The following is a 16,759-nucleotide window of genomic DNA, read 5'->3' as shown; positions in this document are numbered from 1 at the left end:
CCCCAGCCGCCACTCTATGACCTGCCGAGGATGCTGCGCAAACGTCGCCAGCGCCTTGCCCCATCTACCTTTTCGCGAGTTTACATGAGCACCAGCCTGCCCTCCCGCCACCAGCGCCTCGTCATCCTCGGTTCCGGACCGGCCGGCTGGACCGCCGCCGTCTACGCCGCCCGTGCCAACCTGAAGCCGGTCGTCATCACCGGCCTGCAGCAGGGTGGCCAGCTGATGACCACCACCGAGGTGGACAACTGGCCGGGTGACGCCCACGGCCTGATGGGCCCGGACCTGATGGCGCGCATGCAGGCCCACGCCGAGCGCTTCGAGACCGAGGTCATCTTCGACCATATCCACACCGCCGACCTGTCGCAGCGCCCGTTCAAGCTGATCGGCGACAGTCACGAGTACACCTGCGACGCGCTGATCATCGCCACTGGCGCCACCGCCAAATACCTGGGCATCCCGACCGAAGAGACCTTCAAGGGCCGCGGCGTCTCCGCCTGCGCCACCTGTGACGGCTTCTTCTACCGCGACCAGGACGTGGTCGTGGTCGGTGGCGGCAACACCGCCGTGGAAGAGGCGCTGTACCTGTCCAACATCGCCCGCAAGGTCTACCTGGTCCACCGCCGCGACACCCTGAAGGCGGAGAAGATCATGCAGGACAAGCTGTTCAGGAAGGTGGCCGAGGGCAAGATCGAGACCGTCTGGCACCACCAAGTGGAGGAAGTGCTGGGCAACGACGCCGGCGTGACCGGCGTGCGCGTGAAGTCCACCCTGGACGGCAGCACCCGCGACATCGACGCCCACGGTTTCTTCGTGGCCATCGGCCACCACCCGAACACGACCCTGTTCGACGGCCAGCTGGCGATGAACAACGGCTACCTGGAAATCCGCTCGGGCCTGGGCGGCAACGCCACCCAGACCTCGGTGGAAGGCGTGTTCGCCGCCGGCGACGTGGCCGACCAGCACTACCGCCAGGCGATCACTTCGGCCGGCTTCGGCTGCATGGCCGCGCTGGACGCCGAGCGCTACCTGGACGCGCAGGGCAAGGCCAGCTGAGAAGCGAACCTGCTTCTGTAGAGTCGAGCCATGCTCGACTAAGGAAAACGGGCGCGCAAGCGCCCGTTTTCGCAACCCCACTACCCGCTCCAGGCACCACTCAGGCCCGGACACAGGACTGGGTGAACGCCACCGGCGCCGCGACGACATCGTCCGCATCGCGCATCAGGACATTCCAGCGGACTGAGCCGGGCTCCGTGGAGGAGCAGCTCACTCCGAACTTCACCGGCGCATCCGGATCCTCAAAGCGGCCCTTCCACGGCGTGCAGTATCCGGGCCGATCACAATCTGCCACGACCACTTCAAGCTCCAGGGGGTACTGGGGATTGCCCGCGAAAGCCACTGTCAGCTCGCGCATCGCCTGCAGCGGAACCTCGACATCGGGGATAGGGTGGAGCATCAAAGGCTCACAAGCCTTGCCCTGTGCCCACAGGCGATAGCCCTTCTCGACGCCTTTCATGGAGGCGGTGCGGAAGACGGGATCCTGGAGGGCCTTGGCATCATCCGGATTGGTATGAAAGGCCGTCTCAACAATGATTGACGGCATCTTTGCCTCACGATTCTCCCCTTTGTTTTCAGCGTGGGGAGCTGGGGCTACCGCAAAATCGGCATACACCGGAACCGAGTGAATCAGCTCCTTCATAGAGCACAGGACGCTCTGTGCAAGGGCAGCATCCATCGGCCTACCAGGTTGCACGATCACACGAGTACCGCGCGCGGCCCCCGTGGGTTCTCCATTGCTGTGCAGATGAATCGCCACCTCAGCGCCGTGGTGGTTTGCAAGAAGCGGCCGACTATTGATGTCTTCGCGCTCCTCCCGATCCCAAAGCGTACTGCCTGCGTACGTATTCCATATCTTTGTCTCGGCCGGATACTGCTCCGCAATTGCGTAGCGCGCAGCTATGGTCCACCACTCCTCACCACTCGGCGGATGAGTCGTCCCCGTGATCTGAACGCGCGGACGGACGACAGGCATTTGGCTCCTTTGCTCGATCATCGCCTTCAGGTCTGCGGCGTACGACGGAGTCAACAGCCCCTCGGAGACGCCATTCCATTCATCCCTTGAGGTCACCCACCGGTTGTCCTTGTAGCTGTAGAAATACCCATGCCCGGCTGCGACAAATGCCATCCCGGACCCAGGCGTTCCACGCATCCGCCGCAGCGCCTCCCCCGCTTCCCGCGCCGCATCGTCCGCAGCCTTTATCTTAGGAAAGTAGTATTCGATCTCTTTCCCGTCATACAGAAAAACGACACGACTGAACGGCGCCATCTGCTCGGCCCAATGCAGTAGTCCAAAGCTGATCTCACTTCGCTGATCCTCGAACGACGGCCCGTAATCGGCAGGAAGGAAGTCCCGATCCAGCGCCACGGTCAGTACACCGTTGGCGATATCTGCTGATACCTCAACCCGGCGACTGCGAGCTTGGCCATCCACAAGACGAACGCGCTCCAGAATGTCGCGCGCCTTCTGGGTCAAGAGGATGTCGAGCCCAGTGTCCTGCTCCACCGCACGAGGAGCGTCAACAGCCTGCGCGGGGCTGATCAACAGTCCGCCGCCCAAGAGAGACAGCAGAACAGAAAGGGATCCAAGGCTAAGCTTCTGGTTCATTTTGGCTACTCCATGCAGAGAGTGAATGCACCGCTCCAGCGGCGCAGCTCACTCTGTCCTTTCGCATTCAGGCATTCCGCAACACAGCGCACACGGATGGAGAATTCAAATTTTCCTCACCACCAACCGAAACAAACCAACCCAGCCCCGCCAACACCGTTCGCGATCCACCTGGCCTATCCTTGCCAACCATGCCCTCCACCCGCTTCCTCGACTCCCTGCAGTCCATTCCCGCCACCGACTGGGACGCCCTGCACGACGGCCAGAATCCGTTTATCAGCCACGCCTTCCTTTCAGGCCTGGAACAGCACGGCTGCCTGCGCGAGGACTGGGGCTGGCAGCCCCGGCACTTCACGCTGTGGGAGGGCGAGCGCCTGATCGGCGCAATTCCGGGCTACCTGAAGACCAACTCCCACGGCGAATTCGTGTTTGACCATGCCTGGGCGAACGCCTATGCCCGCCATGGCCGCGACTACTACCCGAAGTGGCTGGGCGCGGTGCCGTACTCGCCGGTCACCGGGCCGCGCCTGCTGGCCCGTCACGATTCAGAGCGCACCACGCTGCTGTCGGCGTTGCGCGATGCACTGCCGGCACTGGCCGTGTCATCGGCCCATATCAATTTCCACACCGCAGCGGACGAGGCGCTGTTCGGCGATGACTGGCTGCTGCGCGAGGACGTGCAGTTCCAGTGGCAGAACCCGGGTGACTGGGCGACATTCGACCAGTTCCTTGGCGCGATGAACCACAAGCACCGCAAGAACATCCGCCAGGAACGGGCCAAGGTCGCCCGCCAGGGCATCAGCTTTCGCGTGGTACACGGCGATGAAGCCAGCCGTGCCGACCTGCAGGCGATGTACCGCTTCTACCTGCAGACCTTCCTTGAGTACGGCAATGCCCCGGCGCTGACCGAGGCCTTCCTGCGCCATCTGGCCATTTCATTGGGACGCGGGCTGGTGCTGTTCCTGGCCGAGCAGGAGGGCGAGCCGATTGCCGGCGCGCTGTGCCTGCGCGGTGGCGACACGCTGTACGGCCGCTACTGGGGCGGGGCCACCCTGCCCGGCCTGCACTTCGAGGCCTGCTATTACCAGGGCATCGAGTACTGCCTGCGCGAAGGCCTGGCACGCTTCGAGCCCGGCGCGCAGGGCGAGCACAAGCTGGCCCGGGGCTTCCTGCCAACGCTGGTGCGCAGCCGGCACTGGGTGGCGGACGCGGACTTCGCCGAAGCGCTGCAGGACTGGTGCCGGCAGGAGCGACGGGATGTGCGGCGCTACCAGCAGGCGCTGCAGGAGCATGGGCCGTTCCGCGCAGGGCCGTAGTGCCGAGTTGGCTCGACTGGTTCAGCTGTACTGGCTGTAGTGTCCGCTGATCCTGCACTGGTCGCACCAGAACGTGTAGAGCATGCCTCCATTCATCCACTGCATTAGGGAGCCATCGTCCAATGGAATGTGGGAATCAAGCTGCATGACAAAGAAGATCGTGCGGCAACATTCGGGACAGGACAGATAAAATCCGCTCTGGATCCAGGATGGCAATCCGCCCACTCGGCTGTAATTCTGCAAGCCACCCACATAACTCGGCGGTTGCCAGATCCGACCCGCAAGCTCGACCAGATCGACCTCCGCCTCCATCAGGGTGGTGGACGTTTCAGGACATGTCCGCGGATCGAATACCTGCGATTCATGGGCGTTGGGAAAGCCCTGCGAATCGTGGCGGAAATACACGGGATCTCCGTGGCACCAACCGGACTCTCCATTGTCGGGACAGTCCAGGCATATGCCGAGCGTCACCTTCGAGAGGGTGCACGGGCCGATCAATGCCAGCTCCAGTTCCAGCAAACGCTGCAGCGGTGAGCCGCATATTCCGCATCTCCCTTCCAGGCGGCCACCCACATGCGCCGTTGCCTTCGCACTCCCACCCTTCCAGGTGGGATGAAAGCGCTGGAGGCGACGCTCGACCTTTGTGGATTCCGCCAGTTGCAAGCGCTGAAGTCGCGCACTGAAACGCAGGTGGAGACCACGCTCTCCATGCAATGCGCGTCCCGAGCCCAGCTCAAGGCCAGACAATCCCTCCCTACCGATTGTCGCCCAAGGTTCATCCCGTGAACCAGATAGGTCACGCACGGCGTCTTGGAACTCCGCAACCCCACTCATTTCAAGCGGCAATCCGGGCAAGCCAGCATCAGACGACGACGGCCCTCTTGCCTCCTGAATCCATCTCCGACCGACCTCAATCGGCAGCTCCCGCCAGAACGGGCCTTCTATTGGCTCGTGTGCCGACAGGCGAAGGACGGCATCCCAGTCATCATGAAGCAATCCGGGGAGACGATAGGCCGCCTGCGCCGCGATCCTGGCCGCCAGCCAATGGCGGCTACCGTTCTTGAACTCAGTCCAGGCAAACCGGCAAACCTCTGCCGCACTGTCATCCGGCAGCAGCTCAGCCGCAGCCCTAAGCATCCCGTTCCTCTCCACAGGAGCCTTCATCGCCAAGATGAGCAGTGTCGAGACGGCGGCAGGATCACGCTCATAGAGATCCAGCATCGCAACCATGGCTTTATCTGAGCCAGTCGACATTCCGGCCATCTCAAGCAGTTCTTGCACGGTGTCAGTAGTTCTCACGGTAGTCCGCACTTGAAAGATGAGCCCACAGGGTGACTGGCACTACCGTTCAGGGGAATGCAACAAATCCCCAAAAGAAGCGAAGCCGACAGGCGAGCCACGCGCTCATGCGGGGCCGGTCGTCAGTGAATAGTCATGGCGGCAGACATCAGCCGTCACCACGACGACTACAATGCCGGCATGACCCGCCAGCTGCCCTGGCGCCTGGCCGATGCGCCGGACGCGCCCTTTCCCCCGGCCGAGACCGCCCTGCGCCAGCCCGACGGCCTGCTCGCGGTGGGTGGCGACCTGCACCCAGCGCGCCTGCTCAACGCGTATGCGGGCGGCATCTTTCCGTGGTTCAGCGAGGGCGAGCCGATCCTGTGGTGGTCGCCTGACCCGCGCATGGTGTTCCGCACAGATGGCGTGCACCTGTCCAGCCGCTTCCGCCGCCAGTTGCGCGGCAGCACGTGGGAGGTCACCGCCGACACCGCCTTCAGCCGGGTGATGCGCGCCTGCGCGGCGGCACCTCGGCCCGGCCAGGACGGCACCTGGATCAGCCCGGCCATGATCGAGGCCTACAGCCAGCTGCACGACCTCGGCTTTGCCCACTCGTTCGAGGTCTGGGACCGGCAGACGCTGGTCGGCGGCATCTACGGTGTGGCGATCGGTACCGTATTTTTCGGCGAGAGCATGTTCAGTGGCGCCAGCGGTGGTTCCAAGATCGCGCTGGCGGCACTGGCGTCCACACTTCACGGCTGGGGCTGGGAGCTGATCGACGCCCAGGTGGAAAATCCGCACCTGCTGCGGATGGGCGCCGGACACCTGCCGCGCGCGGAATTCCTGCAGCACGTGCGCCAGGCCGTGCGCCGTGACAGCCGTGAAGGCCCGTGGACACAGGCCGTCGGACGCTTGCCAGCCCAGCGTTTGGCCGGCGGTTAACGCAAACTTTGCAAGCTGGGCCGGTCACGCGTAAAATACCGCGCCTTAGGCCCAGCGTGGCCGTTTTCTGAACCGCACAGGACTACATGTCGAAAGACGATTCCATCGAGTTCGAGGGCACCGTCAGCGAGACGCTGCCGAACACCACTTTCCGCGTTCGCCTGGAAAATGGGCACGAAATCATCGCCCACATCTCCGGCCGCATGCGCAAGAACTACATCCGCATCCTCACCGGTGACCGGGTCAAGGTTGAAATGACCCCGTACGACCTGACCAAGGGTCGTATCACCTACCGCATGAAGTAAGCGGTCGGCGCGCTGCGCCACGTCGACAAGGCCAGCCCTGGTTGCTGGCCTTTTGTCATGCCTGCCATCCGGCCCTGCCGGAGGTCATCGTGACCGAACTCACCGTGACGTCGGTCAGCCCTGCTTGCGGCAGATTCGCATCTGCGTCCGTGGCGGCATCGTGGGACCCGATCCAGTCCGGATCGCCATCCCCTGCCCCGCCATGAACATGCCCTCGCTGACCGCCCTGCTCATCGCCCTCGTCGCGTCCGCCAGCGCGCTACCTGCACGCGCCGCCGATACCCCCACTGCGGCGAACGCCGCTGACTGCATCCAACTGGGCGGCGACCAGCAACTGGTGCGCGCCGGTGCCTCGCGCAACATCCTGCTGCGCAATGGCCAGGACCATTACGTCGTGCATTTCCAGGACGACTGCTCGGCGGCAGGCTACTCGCGGAAACTGAGCTTCGCCACGGACGGCCAGCAGGGCCTGCTGTGCGCTGCCGCCCGCAGCCAGCTGCTCACCGATTCCAGTCGCTGCATCGTGTCGCAGATCGAGCCAGTCGACGAGGCAACCTTCAAGAAGAAGGCCCGCCAGCGCAGCCGCTGACGTCGCGTACGACAAGGGCGGCCGAAGCCGCCCTTGTCAGGAGGGGTGTCACCGCACAGGCGCAACCAGTGGCAGCACCCGCGGCTGCTCGTGCTGCCGCGCCAGCCAAAGGTCGTAATTGGATTGCAGCCCCATCCAGAAAGCCGCCGTACTGACCCCGGCCATTTCCAGGCGGATGGCCAGATCAGGACTGATGCCCGCCTTGCCGTTCAACACCCGCGACAATGCCACCCGCGACATAGCCAAGCGCTCGGCCGCTTCGGTCACCGAGAGATCCATCGGATCGAAGACCATCGCCTTGATCGTCTGCCCTGGATGTGGGTGGTGATGAATCATGCGCAACCTCAGTGATAGTCCAGGTAGTCCAGCAGCTGCACATCGCCACCGGTGAAACGAAAGGTGATCCGCCAGTTGCCATTGACCCACACAGACCAATGCCCCCGCAGGTCGCCCCGCAGCTTGTGTGGGCGCAATCCAGGCATGGCGAGATCCTCGGGACCCGATGCCACATCCAGGATCGACAGGATCATCAATACCCTGCTGGTGTGACTGCGTCGGATCCCGCTGCTGCTACCGGAGCGGTAGAGCCGCTCGAGGCCTTTGTGGCGAAAGCCGATGATCATCACTGTATCCCGTATCGTTGCGCGATACAAATGAAGTAATCCCGTCGCGCTCACGAAACAGCATTGATGCGTTCGCACCCCTCCAGCAAGGCCGCAGGCGACAGGCCCAGCACAACAAGGGCGGCCGAAGCCGCCCTTGTCATGTCAGGTCCGCCGAAACCGGACGGAGGTCAGCTCATTCCACCGTGACCGGCAGCAAACGCTCTGGTTCGGCCTGGGTCTCGACCACCAGTTCGTCGTCGCGCACATCGATGCTCACCTTGCCGCCGTTGACCAGCTTGCCGAACAGCAGCTCGTCGGCCAGCGGACGCTTGATCTTGTCCTGGATCACGCGGGCCATCGGGCGCGCACCCATCAGCGGGTCGAAGCCGTGGTGGGCCAACCAGTCGCGCGCGGTCGGCGTGGCCGACAGGCTGACGTGCTTGTCCTGCAGCAGCATCTCCAGCTCGATCAGGAACTTGTCGACCACGCGCAGGATGTGCTCGAAGCCCAGCGCCTGGAACTGCACCACCGCATCGAGGCGGTTGCGGAACTCCGGGGTGAAGCTGCGGCGGATGGTCTCCATCGCATCGGTGGCATGGTCCTGCTTGGTGAAGCCGATCGAGCGCCGCGAGGCCTGTGCCGCGCCGGCATTGGTGGTCATCACCAGCACCACGTTCTTGAAGTTGGCTTCACGACCGTTGGTATCGGTCAGCACGCCGCGGTCCATCACCTGCAGCAGGATGTTGAAGATGTCCGGGTGCGCCTTCTCGATCTCGTCCAGCAGCAGCACGCAGTGCGGTGTCTTGACGATCTTCTCGGTCAGCAGGCCGCCCTGGTCGAAGCCGACATAGCCCGGAGGGGCGCCGATCAGGCGGCTGATCGAATGCGGCTCCATGTACTCGGACATGTCGAAGCGGACCAGCTCGATGCCCAGCTGCAGCGCCAGCTGCTTGGTCACCTCGGTCTTGCCGACGCCGGTCGGGCCGGCGAACAGGAAGTTGCCGATCGGCTTCTCCGGGTTGCCCAGGCCCGAGCGGGCCAGCTTGATCGCCGAGGACAGCGTCTCGATCGCCGGATCCTGCCCGAAGATCACCATCTTCAGGTTGCGCTCCAGATGCTGCAGCACGTCCTTGTCGGTGGCGCTGACCTGCTTGGTCGGGATACGCGCCATCTTGGCCACGATCGCTTCCACTTCCTCGACGTCGATCAGCTCCTTGCGCTGCCCTTCCGGCAGCAGGCGCTGGCGGGCACCGGCCTCGTCGATCACGTCGATGGCCTTGTCTGGCAGCAGGCGGTCGCCGATGTGCTTCACCGACAGGTCCACCGCCGCCTGCAGCGCTTCATCCGAATAGGTCACGCTGTGGTGCAGCTCGTACTTGGACTTCAGGCCCTGCAGGATCTCGTAGGTCTCGCCAACGGTCGGCTCCACGATGTCGATCTTCTGGAAGCGGCGGGCCAGTGCCCGGTCCTTCTCGAAGATGCCGCGGTATTCCTGGAAAGTGGTCGAACCGATGCAGCGCAGCTCCCCGGAGGCCAAGGCCGGCTTGATCAGGTTGGACGCATCCATGGTGCCGCCCGACGCCGAGCCGGCGCCGATGATGGTGTGGATCTCGTCGATGAACAGCACTGCGTTGGGCACCTTCTTCAGCGCGGTCAACACACCCTTCAGCCGCTTCTCGAAGTCGCCGCGGTACTTGGTGCCGGCCACCAGCGCGCCCAGGTCGAGCGAGTAGATCACCGCGTCGGCCAGCACGTCGGGTACCGAGCCCTCGACGATGCGGCGGGCCAGGCCCTCGGCGATGGCGGTCTTGCCCACGCCGGCCTCGCCCACGTACAGCGGGTTGTTCTTGCGGCGGCGGCACAGGACCTGGATGGTGCGCTCGATCTCGTCGCCACGACCGACCAGGGGATCGATGCGGCCGGACCGGGCCTGTTCGTTGAGGTTGCTGGCGAATTCGGTCAGGGCATCGCCCTTCGACTCGCCCTCCCCGCCTTCCATGCGGCCCTCGCCGTCGGAGGAGGAGGACGGCTGCTCGCCTTCCTCGCCCAGCTTGGCGATGCCGTGGGACAGGTAATTGACCACATCCAGCCGGGTCACGTCCTGCTGGTTGAGGTAGTAGACGGCGTGGGAGTCCTTTTCGCCGAAGATGGCGACCAGCACGTTGGCGCCGGTGACCTCCTTCTTGCCCGAGGACTGCACGTGGTACACGGCCCGCTGCAGCACCCGCTGGAAGCCCAGGGTCGGCTGGGTGTCACGGCCGTCATCCTCGGCCAGGCGGGACACCGAGGCCTCGATGGCCTGCTCCAGCTCCTGGCGCAGGCGTTCGGCGTCGGCACCACAGGCCTTCAGTACGGCCTGGGCGGACGGGTTGTCGAGCAGTGCCAACAGCAGGTGTTCGACCGTCATGAACTCATGCCGGGCCTCACGGGCGCGCTTGTAGCACTGGCCGATGGTGTGTTCGAGGTCTTTGCTGAACATGGATTACTCCGGCGGCAGATGGGAACAATATGCGGCCTGACTACGCGATTTCCATCACCCTAGCGGATTGCTGCGTTCAGATGGCGTTAGCACTGCAGAACGCTTGATCTTCGTTCACTCCAGAAGACCTCAACCGGCATGAGCGAACCCTACCTGAGCCGCTGGCGATTGCGGCGTGATGGCCCGGCCATCGAAACACCTCACGCCCGGCTCTGGCCGGTACTGACCGCTGCCGGCGAGCCGGCGATGCTGAAGATCAGCAGCGAAGCGGAGGAGCAGAACAGCCATCGCCTGCTGCGCTGGTGGAACGGCGATGGCGCTGCCCGCCTGCTGGCCCACGCCGGGCCGGCGATCCTGATCGAACGTGCCGGCGGCGACTCGCTGCGACAACGCTCGATCGAGGGCGACGATGAGGCCTGCACCACGATCCTGTGCCAGGTCCTGCAACGGCTGCACCGGCCACGGAGCGCGCCGCCAGCGGAACTGGTCTGCCTGCGTACATGGTTCGCCGATCTGCTGCAGCCAAGGGCCGCGCTGCCGCCACTGCTGGAACAGTGCAGATCACTGGCGGAGGCGTTACTGATGGAAGAACGCGAGGTCCGGCCCCTGCACGGTGACCTGCACCACGACAACGTGCTGGATTTCGGCAGGCGCGGCTGGCTGGCGATCGACCCGAAGCGGCTGCTGGGCGACCGTGCGTTCGATTACACGACGCTGTTCAGCAACCCGGATCTCTGCGGCCCGGGCATCCACGTTGCGACGCGGCCCGAGCGGTTTGCCGCACGGCTGGAACAGGTCACTGCACTGGCCGGCCTGGAACGTACACGCCTGCTGCGCTGGATCGCGGCCAGTGCGGGGCTGTCGGCGGTATGGTTCAGGGATGATGGCGACCCGGCCGACGTGGACGAGGCCGTGGCACGGATGGCGCTGGAGGCGCTGGCGGCGGGGTGATCTCGACCTGTAGAGCCGAGCCCATGCTCGGCTGTGCTTCCGGGAATGCGGAACATCTGAACGAAAAGCAGCCGAGCGCAGGCTCGGCTCTACAGGCCTCTGCTTCGGTAGGTGCCCGCCTTGGTGGGCACACTGGGTCCGGGATCCTTGTGCCCGGACGAGAATCGCCAGCCGGTCAGGCCTTTTCCATCGTGCACAGCAGCGGATGCTGGTTCATCCGCGAGTACTCGTTGACCTGGGCAACCTTGGTCTCCGCCACTTCACGGGTGAAGACACCGCAGACGCCGCGGCCGCGGGTGTGGACGTGCAGCATCACCTGGGTGGCCTTGTCCAGGTCCATGCTGAAGAACTGCTGCAGCACATCCACCACGAAATCCATCGGGGTGTAGTCGTCGTTGAGCAGCATCACCTGGTAGAACGGCGGCGGCGCCACTTCCGGGCGCGCGGGCTCTACGGCAACGCCGTGCTCGTGCTGGGAATCGGGGGAGGACTCATGGGGCATCCGTCCATTATAGGGGCTCGGGCAGGCCTGCGTCGGCTCGCCGCAGATTGGACGGCACGCACGCCCACCGTCACAATTGCATCCTCTCCCAACACTGTTTCACAGGATCTTCATGAAAAGGACCCTTCTTCCCGCCCTGCTGATCGCGCTGGCCGCTGCCGGCTCTGCCACTGCCGCAACCAGCGCCGACAAGTCCGTGGCCCGCCACCTGGACAAGCTGGGCTATACCTACGAAGTCGACGAGGATGGCGACTACCGCATGGTCTTCGACGTCGAGGGTGACCGCACCCAGATGGTCTACGTGCGCTCGGCGGTGGAGGATTTCGGCAGCCACAACATCCGTGAGATCTGGTCGCCGGCCTACAACGCCAAGACCAAGCAGTTCCCGGTGGCCGTGGCCAACCGCCTGCTGGAAGATTCGCAGGACGCCAAGATGGGCGGCTGGGTGAAGCAGGACACCACCGCCATGTTCGTGGTCAAGATCGACGCCGATGCCACCCCGGACCAGCTCAGCGACGCCATCGATGCGGCCATCCGCACCGCCGACGCGATGGAGCTGGAGCTGACCAAGAAGGACGAGTTCTGAGTTGAACGCCACGCCGGACCCGCGCTGGGCACCGCACGCCACCGTCGCCACGGTAGTGGTTGACGGCGGCCGCGTGCTGCTGGTCGAAGAGACCATTGAAGGCCGCCAGGTGCTGAACCAGCCGGCCGGCCACCTCGAGCCAGGCGAAAGCCTGGCCGAGGCAGCCCTGCGCGAGACCCGGGAGGAAACCGGCTGGACCGTGCAGCTGACCCATTTCATCGGCTGCTACCAGTGGACTGCCGGCGACGGCACCGCCTTCCTGCGCTTCTGCTACGCAGCGCGCCCGGTCTCGCACGACCCGGCCCAACCGCTGGATACCGGCATCGACCGCGCGCTGTGGCTGACCCCGGCCGAGCTGCAGGCCGCCGGCGAGCGCCAGCGCAGCCCGCTGGTCTGGGAGGTGGTGGCGGATTACCTGGGTGGCCAGCGCCATCCGCTTTCGCTGGTCCGGGAGGTCGCATGAGCACACCGCGCGTGATGGTGGGCGTCTCGGGTGGTGTCGACTCTTCGGTCGCCGCCTGGCGCCTGGTCCAGCAGGGCGAGGCCGTGGCCGGCCTGTTCATGCAGAACTGGGCCGACGACGGCAGCGGTGACTGCCGCGCCGAGGATGACCGCCGCGATGCGGTCGCCGTATGCGGCCTGCTCGGTATCCCTTTCCACTTCCGGGACTTTTCCAGCGAGTACTGGCAGGGCGTGTTCGAGCACTTCCTGGCCGAATACGCCGCTGGCCGCACGCCGAACCCGGACGTGCTGTGCAACCGCGAGGTGAAGTTCAAGCATTTCCTGGATGCCGCCCGCGAGCTGGGCGCCGAGCGCATCGCCACCGGCCACTACGCGCGGGTGACCCGGCGTGGCCACCAGTGGTTGCTGCTGCGCGGCGCCGACCGCTCCAAGGACCAGAGCTACTTCCTGCACCAGCTGGGCCAGGAGCAGCTGGCGGCCACACTGTTCCCGATCGGCGACCTGGAGAAGACCGACCTGCGCCGGATTGCGCGCGACGTCGGCCTGCCGACCCATGCCAAGAAGGACTCCACCGGCATCTGCTTCATCGGCGAGCGGGATTTCCGCGAGTTCCTCGGCCGCTACCTGCCGGCCAGGCCCGGCCAGATCCTCGACCCGGCCGACGGCAGCGTGATCGCCGAACATCCGGGCGTGTTCTATTTCACCCTGGGCCAGCGCGAGGGCCTGAACATCGGCGGCGTGCGCGGCCGCCCGGCCGCCCCGTGGTACGTGGTCGGCAAGGATGTGGCCAGCAACGTGCTGTACGTCGACCAGGACCGCGACAGCCCATGGATGCTGTCCGAGCGCCTGCGATCGGAGGCGGCGCATTGGATCGCGGGCTCGCCACCCGCGCGGCGATTCGAATGCACCGCCCAGACCCGCTACCGACAGCCCGATGAGCCGTGTACGGTCGACGTGCTGGACGATGGCAGCGTGCTGGTCACCTTCGCGCGCCCGCAGCGCGCCGTTACCCCCGGTCAATCGCTGGTGCTGTATGACGGTGATGTATGCCTGGGTGGCGCGGTGATCGCCGCCACCGATGCGCCGCTGGAACAGCGCCTGCGCACCACCCCCTCCCCCTTTTGAGGTAATCGCTGCATGAGTTTCACTGTCGACGACCGCGTCCTGGCCCTGGCCGGCATTGCCCAGGCCCTGCAGCAGGTACGCCGCATCGCCGATACCGGCCATTCCGACGCCGCCGCCGTGCGCACCGCCGTGGACAGCGTGTTCCGTGTCGATGCGTCCTCGCCACAGGCGGTGTTCGGTGACCGCCATGCACTGAAGGCCGGGCTGCGCCTGCTGCACAACTACTTCCGCAACCAGGGCCAGGATCCGATCCTGCCGAAGCTGGCGCTGTCGGTGCTGCAGCTGGAGCGCCGCTTCGTGCAGGATGGCGCCACCGTGAACAAGGTTGCTTCGGGCATCGAGCGTGCCCAGCGCCAGGCCACCGAACTGGGCGACAGCGGCCACCCGGATGTGCTGGCCAGCCTGGGAAGCCTGTACGCGGACACCATCAGCCACCTCAAGCCGCGTGTGATGGTGCAGGGCAACCCGCACTACCTGGGCCAGGCCGGCGTGGTGGCCGAGATCCGTGCCCTGCTGTTGGCGGCGGTGCGCTCGGCAGTGCTGTGGCGCCAGCTGGGCGGCAGCTACTGGGACTTCCTGTTCGGGCGAAAGGCGATGATCGAGGCCGTGGACCGGCAGCTGGCCTGAGGGTGTGGGGTCAGAGCCCTTTTCCATGGGAAAGGGATCCGACCCCGAGACCGCACAGGCGCCGGAAAACCGGCGCATTCAGAATGCACTTCCAGGCACATCGACGTTAAAGAGAAAGGGGGTACGGCCGATACATCCTCCGTGCACCTCCCGAGAACGTCCATGTACTCACGCATTTTCATCCGTCTGGCCGCCCCCCTGGCTCTGACCCTGCTGCTCCCCTTTGCCATCGGATTCGAATGGCCGGCCGCCCTGCGATGGGCGATCCTGACCACGATGACGCTGAGCTGGCTCGGCTTCGCGTGGTGGACTACCCGCGCCCAGGCGCATCGTTCCCCGGAACATGCCCGTGTCCTGCGTGAGCAGGACCAGCTGCTGACCGAACTGCGCAACTTCGTCGGCAACGAAATCGACGGTTCGCGTGGTGAAGTGGAACGCGCCCGCGACCTGATCCGCCAAGCGGTCTCCAGCCTGGGCGGCAGCTTCGATGCGATGAACCGCAAGTCTCGCCAGCAGAGCCAGGCGCTGTCGCGCATCGTCGACCGCGCCGGCGATGAAGGCAATGCCGGCCTCGACGTTGCCCGTTTCGCCCAGCACGCCAGCCACCGCATGGAACAGCTGGTGGAAGCGCTGGAACAGGTGAGCGGCCAGAGCAGCACCACCGTGCAGCACATCGACCAGATGGCGCAGCACCTGGATGGCATCTTCGCGCTGCTGGAAGACGTCAAGTCGATCGCCGACCAGACCAACCTGCTGGCGCTGAACGCCGCCATCGAAGCGGCCCGTGCCGGTGAGGCCGGTCGTGGCTTCGCCGTGGTCGCTGACGAAGTTCGCAACCTGTCCGAGCGCTCGACCACCTTCAACGAGCAGATCCGCAAGCTGGCGCACAGCTCCAAGGACGCCATCGCCAAGGTGCGCGAGACCGTCTCGCACATGGCCTCGCGTGACATGGACCGCTCCCGCGAAGCGCGCCAGGAAGCGGCGGCAATGCTCGACAACGTCGCGCAGATCAATGCCTCGCTCGGCGACGGCATGCGCGAAGTGTCCGAGTGCGCCCGTGCGATCGATGGCAGCGTGGCCGAAGCCGTGCGCGCCCTGCAGTTCGAAGACATCGCCACCCAGGCGCTGGGCGGCGTGCACACCCACCTGGACCGCCTGACCGCGATCAACCGCGAAGCGGTGGCCCTGCAAGAGCTCCTGCACCGCAATGGCGGCGTGTTCGACGAAGAGATTGCCAGCGCCCTGCAGCGCACCGGCAACCGCCTGCGCGAGCTGCGCAGCGAATGGGAACGCCCGCCGCACAAGCCCGTCGCCCAGCAGAGCATGGGCGCCGGCACCGTCGAGCTGTTCTGATCCTGATGTCCGCTGCCCTCGCTGGCAGCCCGCAAGGCCCCGGTTCGTCCGGGGCCTTTGCCTGTGACCCGCCGCTGGATGCATCCTGTAAGCGCACCATGACCCTGATCCGCGCCCTGCCCTCCCTCACCGACACCGAGCGCCCGCGCAACGCGAGCGTGCGTGAGCAGCTGCAACAGCTGGAAGAGGTCGCCCGCGAAGAGATCCGCGAACTGCAGCAGCTGGCGGACGCGCGCCCGGCCCCATCGCGGGCGGACGAGGCGCTGCTGGGCCTGGCCTGGGATCTCGGGCTGGATGGCGAAGCCCTGAAGTAGATCCACGCCATGCGTGGATGGACCGTCCCGCATGGCATGATGCCCCGGTCCCGTTCATGGAAGACCGATGGCCATCGCCCTGATCGCAGTGCTCCTGATCGAGACCGTCCTTCTGATGGCCTGGGTGACCGGCTATTTCAGCTGGGGCATCGCCCTGTTCAACGAACGCATCGCGGCATCATCGGCCATGCAGGCCCGGCTCTCGCTGGGCAGCCTGGAGCGTGACCTGCCGCAGGACAAGTGGCTGCGACTGGCCTTCCATGCGCTGCCCGATGGCAGCATGGCGTTCCGCGAGAGCTTCGCGCCGAGCTTCGGCCTGCGCTACTTCCCGGTGATGCGTGGACGCATCGTGCTCAACGCACGGCGGCACGAGGTACGGGTGATCGGCCTGTGCAGCTGGTTCGTGGCGATCCTGTCGCTGCTGCTGTTGCCACTGGTGGCGATGCGCCCGTTGATTGCGCCGATGCTGCTGGTGCTGCCGCTGTTCCTGGCCAGCTATCTGGTCCAGAAGCGGCGCTATGCGGCCATTGTCGAAGCGCTGCGCATGCAGTTGAAGGCGGAGTTTCCGAGGTAGATCCATGCCATGCGTGGAGGGTCGCATGTGCAGGCATTCGTGCCGACCAAGGTCGGCACCTACCAGAGCACGTGCTCGCCAGCGCA

General features: G+C 65.3%; 19 protein-coding genes. 13 read left to right on the top strand and 6 right to left on the bottom strand.

From position 1 onward, the window contains the following. Nucleotides 1–84 precede the first annotated feature (84 nt). Nucleotides 85–1,056 (top strand): thioredoxin-disulfide reductase, encoded by a 972-nt coding sequence (trxB, locus tag ACZ75I_RS09545; protein WP_005416486.1) that lies wholly within the window; start codon nt 85–87, stop codon nt 1,054–1,056. A 100-nt stretch (nt 1,057–1,156) separates the two neighbouring features. On the opposite strand, the gene ACZ75I_RS09540 is transcribed toward trxB, so the two are convergent. Then, the gene (locus ACZ75I_RS09540; RefSeq protein WP_154350746.1) at nt 1,157–2,665 is read right to left on the bottom strand and encodes an N-acetylmuramoyl-L-alanine amidase family protein; all 1,509 of its coding nucleotides are present in this window, start codon (nt 2,663–2,665) and stop codon (nt 1,157–1,159) included. A 191-nt stretch (nt 2,666–2,856) separates the two neighbouring features. Between ACZ75I_RS09540 and ACZ75I_RS09535 the strand changes: the two genes are divergently transcribed. Continuing rightward, nucleotides 2,857–3,981, top strand: coding sequence for a GNAT family N-acetyltransferase (locus ACZ75I_RS09535; protein WP_180867979.1), 1,125 nt, complete (start codon nt 2,857–2,859; stop codon nt 3,979–3,981). Nucleotides 3,982–4,002: 21 nt separating this feature from the next. On the opposite strand, the gene ACZ75I_RS09530 is transcribed toward ACZ75I_RS09535, so the two are convergent. After that, nucleotides 4,003–5,262: a hypothetical protein gene (locus tag ACZ75I_RS09530; RefSeq protein ID WP_472959013.1), complete on the bottom strand. Its 1,260-nt coding sequence runs from the start codon at nt 5,260–5,262 to the stop codon at nt 4,003–4,005. A gap of 198 nt (nt 5,263–5,460) precedes the next feature. Here ACZ75I_RS09530 and aat point away from each other — a divergent pair, with 198 nt between their 5' ends. The 3 genes from aat (at nt 5,461) to ACZ75I_RS09515 (ending at nt 7,095) form a co-directional block, all read left to right on the top strand. After that, entirely contained in the window at nt 5,461–6,201 is a 741-nt protein-coding gene (gene aat, locus ACZ75I_RS09525) for a leucyl/phenylalanyl-tRNA--protein transferase (RefSeq protein WP_049412355.1), read from the top strand. Nucleotides 6,202–6,287: 86 nt separating this feature from the next. After that, entirely contained in the window at nt 6,288–6,506 is a 219-nt protein-coding gene (gene infA / locus ACZ75I_RS09520; protein WP_005409596.1) for a translation initiation factor IF-1, read from the top strand. Between the two features lie 202 nt (nt 6,507–6,708). Next, entirely contained in the window at nt 6,709–7,095 is a 387-nt protein-coding gene (locus tag ACZ75I_RS09515) for a hypothetical protein (protein ID WP_180867981.1), read from the top strand. A gap of 48 nt (nt 7,096–7,143) precedes the next feature. Here the strand turns inward: ACZ75I_RS09515 and ACZ75I_RS09510 are convergent, their stop codons facing one another. The 3 genes from ACZ75I_RS09510 to clpA form a co-directional block, all read right to left on the bottom strand. Further along, nucleotides 7,144–7,431, bottom strand: coding sequence for a HigA family addiction module antitoxin (locus ACZ75I_RS09510; protein ID WP_049412360.1), 288 nt, complete (start codon nt 7,429–7,431; stop codon nt 7,144–7,146). Nucleotides 7,432–7,439: 8 nt separating this feature from the next. After that, the gene (locus tag ACZ75I_RS09505) at nt 7,440–7,718 is read right to left on the bottom strand and encodes a type II toxin-antitoxin system RelE/ParE family toxin (protein WP_049412363.1); all 279 of its coding nucleotides are present in this window, start codon (nt 7,716–7,718) and stop codon (nt 7,440–7,442) included. A 175-nt stretch (nt 7,719–7,893) separates the two neighbouring features. After that, nucleotides 7,894–10,179, bottom strand: coding sequence for an ATP-dependent Clp protease ATP-binding subunit ClpA (gene clpA, locus ACZ75I_RS09500; protein WP_180867982.1), 2,286 nt, complete (start codon nt 10,177–10,179; stop codon nt 7,894–7,896). Nucleotides 10,180–10,317: 138 nt separating this feature from the next. Here clpA and ACZ75I_RS09495 point away from each other — a divergent pair, with 138 nt between their 5' ends. Continuing rightward, complete coding sequence (locus ACZ75I_RS09495; protein WP_472959012.1) at nt 10,318–11,130, top strand: APH(6) family putative aminoglycoside O-phosphotransferase; 813 nt, start codon at nt 10,318–10,320, stop codon at nt 11,128–11,130. Nucleotides 11,131–11,305: 175 nt separating this feature from the next. Here the strand turns inward: ACZ75I_RS09495 and clpS are convergent, their stop codons facing one another. After that, nucleotides 11,306–11,632, bottom strand: coding sequence for an ATP-dependent Clp protease adapter ClpS (clpS, locus tag ACZ75I_RS09490; RefSeq protein ID WP_005416477.1), 327 nt, complete (start codon nt 11,630–11,632; stop codon nt 11,306–11,308). A gap of 112 nt (nt 11,633–11,744) precedes the next feature. On the opposite strand from clpS, the gene ACZ75I_RS09485 reads away from it, so the two are divergent. The 7 genes from ACZ75I_RS09485 (at nt 11,745) to ACZ75I_RS09455 (ending at nt 16,673) form a co-directional block, all read left to right on the top strand. Further along, complete coding sequence (locus ACZ75I_RS09485) at nt 11,745–12,218, top strand: hypothetical protein (protein WP_005416476.1); 474 nt, start codon at nt 11,745–11,747, stop codon at nt 12,216–12,218. 1 nt (nt 12,219) lies between these two features. Next, the gene (locus ACZ75I_RS09480; RefSeq protein ID WP_061478690.1) at nt 12,220–12,681 is read left to right on the top strand and encodes an NUDIX hydrolase; all 462 of its coding nucleotides are present in this window, start codon (nt 12,220–12,222) and stop codon (nt 12,679–12,681) included. Next, on the top strand, nt 12,678–13,805 hold the full coding sequence (gene mnmA, locus ACZ75I_RS09475; protein WP_180875055.1) for a tRNA 2-thiouridine(34) synthase MnmA: 1,128 nt from the start codon (nt 12,678–12,680) through the stop codon (nt 13,803–13,805). The genes ACZ75I_RS09480 and mnmA overlap by 4 nt, the downstream gene beginning before the upstream one ends. Before the next feature lie 12 nt (nt 13,806–13,817). Further along, nucleotides 13,818–14,432 carry a high frequency lysogenization protein HflD gene (gene hflD, locus ACZ75I_RS09470; protein WP_005416473.1) on the top strand — a complete coding sequence of 205 codons (615 nt, stop codon included), beginning with the start codon at nt 13,818–13,820 and terminating at the stop codon, nt 14,430–14,432. Between the two features lie 162 nt (nt 14,433–14,594). Next, a complete protein-coding gene (locus ACZ75I_RS09465; protein WP_014647075.1) occupies nt 14,595–15,785 on the top strand; it encodes a methyl-accepting chemotaxis protein in 1,191 nt (396 codons plus the stop codon). A gap of 98 nt (nt 15,786–15,883) precedes the next feature. Next, on the top strand, nt 15,884–16,099 hold the full coding sequence (locus ACZ75I_RS09460; protein WP_005409586.1) for a hypothetical protein: 216 nt from the start codon (nt 15,884–15,886) through the stop codon (nt 16,097–16,099). Between the two features lie 67 nt (nt 16,100–16,166). Further along, entirely contained in the window at nt 16,167–16,673 is a 507-nt protein-coding gene (locus tag ACZ75I_RS09455) for a hypothetical protein (RefSeq protein WP_180867989.1), read from the top strand. Nucleotides 16,674–16,759: the final 86 nt, after the last annotated feature.

The sequence above is a fragment of the Stenotrophomonas sp. X genome, from assembly GCF_055721025.1.
This window is presented reverse-complemented; position numbering and strand designations above follow the sequence as displayed.

Bases quoted from the DNA above. Each gene is read 5' to 3' on its own strand.
- infA (WP_005409596.1), top strand. From the start codon at position 6,288: ATGTCGAAAGACGATTCCATCGAGTTCGAGGGCACCGTCAGCGAGACG.
- ACZ75I_RS09455 (WP_180867989.1), top strand. From the start codon at position 16,167: ATGGCCATCGCCCTGATCGCAGTGCTCCTGATCGAGACCGTCCTTCTG.
- ACZ75I_RS09510 (WP_049412360.1), bottom strand. From the start codon at position 7,431: ATGATTCATCACCACCCACATCCAGGGCAGACGATCAAGGCGATGGTC.
- ACZ75I_RS09460 (WP_005409586.1), top strand. From the start codon at position 15,884: ATGACCCTGATCCGCGCCCTGCCCTCCCTCACCGACACCGAGCGCCCG.
- trxB (WP_005416486.1), top strand. From the start codon at position 85: ATGAGCACCAGCCTGCCCTCCCGCCACCAGCGCCTCGTCATCCTCGGT.
- ACZ75I_RS09465 (WP_014647075.1), top strand. From the start codon at position 14,595: ATGTACTCACGCATTTTCATCCGTCTGGCCGCCCCCCTGGCTCTGACC.
- mnmA (WP_180875055.1), top strand. From the start codon at position 12,678: ATGAGCACACCGCGCGTGATGGTGGGCGTCTCGGGTGGTGTCGACTCT.
- ACZ75I_RS09505 (WP_049412363.1), bottom strand. From the start codon at position 7,718: ATGATCATCGGCTTTCGCCACAAAGGCCTCGAGCGGCTCTACCGCTCC.
- aat (WP_049412355.1), top strand. From the start codon at position 5,461: ATGACCCGCCAGCTGCCCTGGCGCCTGGCCGATGCGCCGGACGCGCCC.
- ACZ75I_RS09515 (WP_180867981.1), top strand. From the start codon at position 6,709: ATGAACATGCCCTCGCTGACCGCCCTGCTCATCGCCCTCGTCGCGTCC.
- ACZ75I_RS09495 (WP_472959012.1), top strand. From the start codon at position 10,318: ATGAGCGAACCCTACCTGAGCCGCTGGCGATTGCGGCGTGATGGCCCG.
- ACZ75I_RS09535 (WP_180867979.1), top strand. From the start codon at position 2,857: ATGCCCTCCACCCGCTTCCTCGACTCCCTGCAGTCCATTCCCGCCACC.
- hflD (WP_005416473.1), top strand. From the start codon at position 13,818: ATGAGTTTCACTGTCGACGACCGCGTCCTGGCCCTGGCCGGCATTGCC.
- ACZ75I_RS09485 (WP_005416476.1), top strand. From the start codon at position 11,745: ATGAAAAGGACCCTTCTTCCCGCCCTGCTGATCGCGCTGGCCGCTGCC.
- clpA (WP_180867982.1), bottom strand. From the start codon at position 10,179: ATGTTCAGCAAAGACCTCGAACACACCATCGGCCAGTGCTACAAGCGC.
- clpS (WP_005416477.1), bottom strand. From the start codon at position 11,632: ATGCCCCATGAGTCCTCCCCCGATTCCCAGCACGAGCACGGCGTTGCC.
- ACZ75I_RS09540 (WP_154350746.1), bottom strand. From the start codon at position 2,665: ATGAACCAGAAGCTTAGCCTTGGATCCCTTTCTGTTCTGCTGTCTCTC.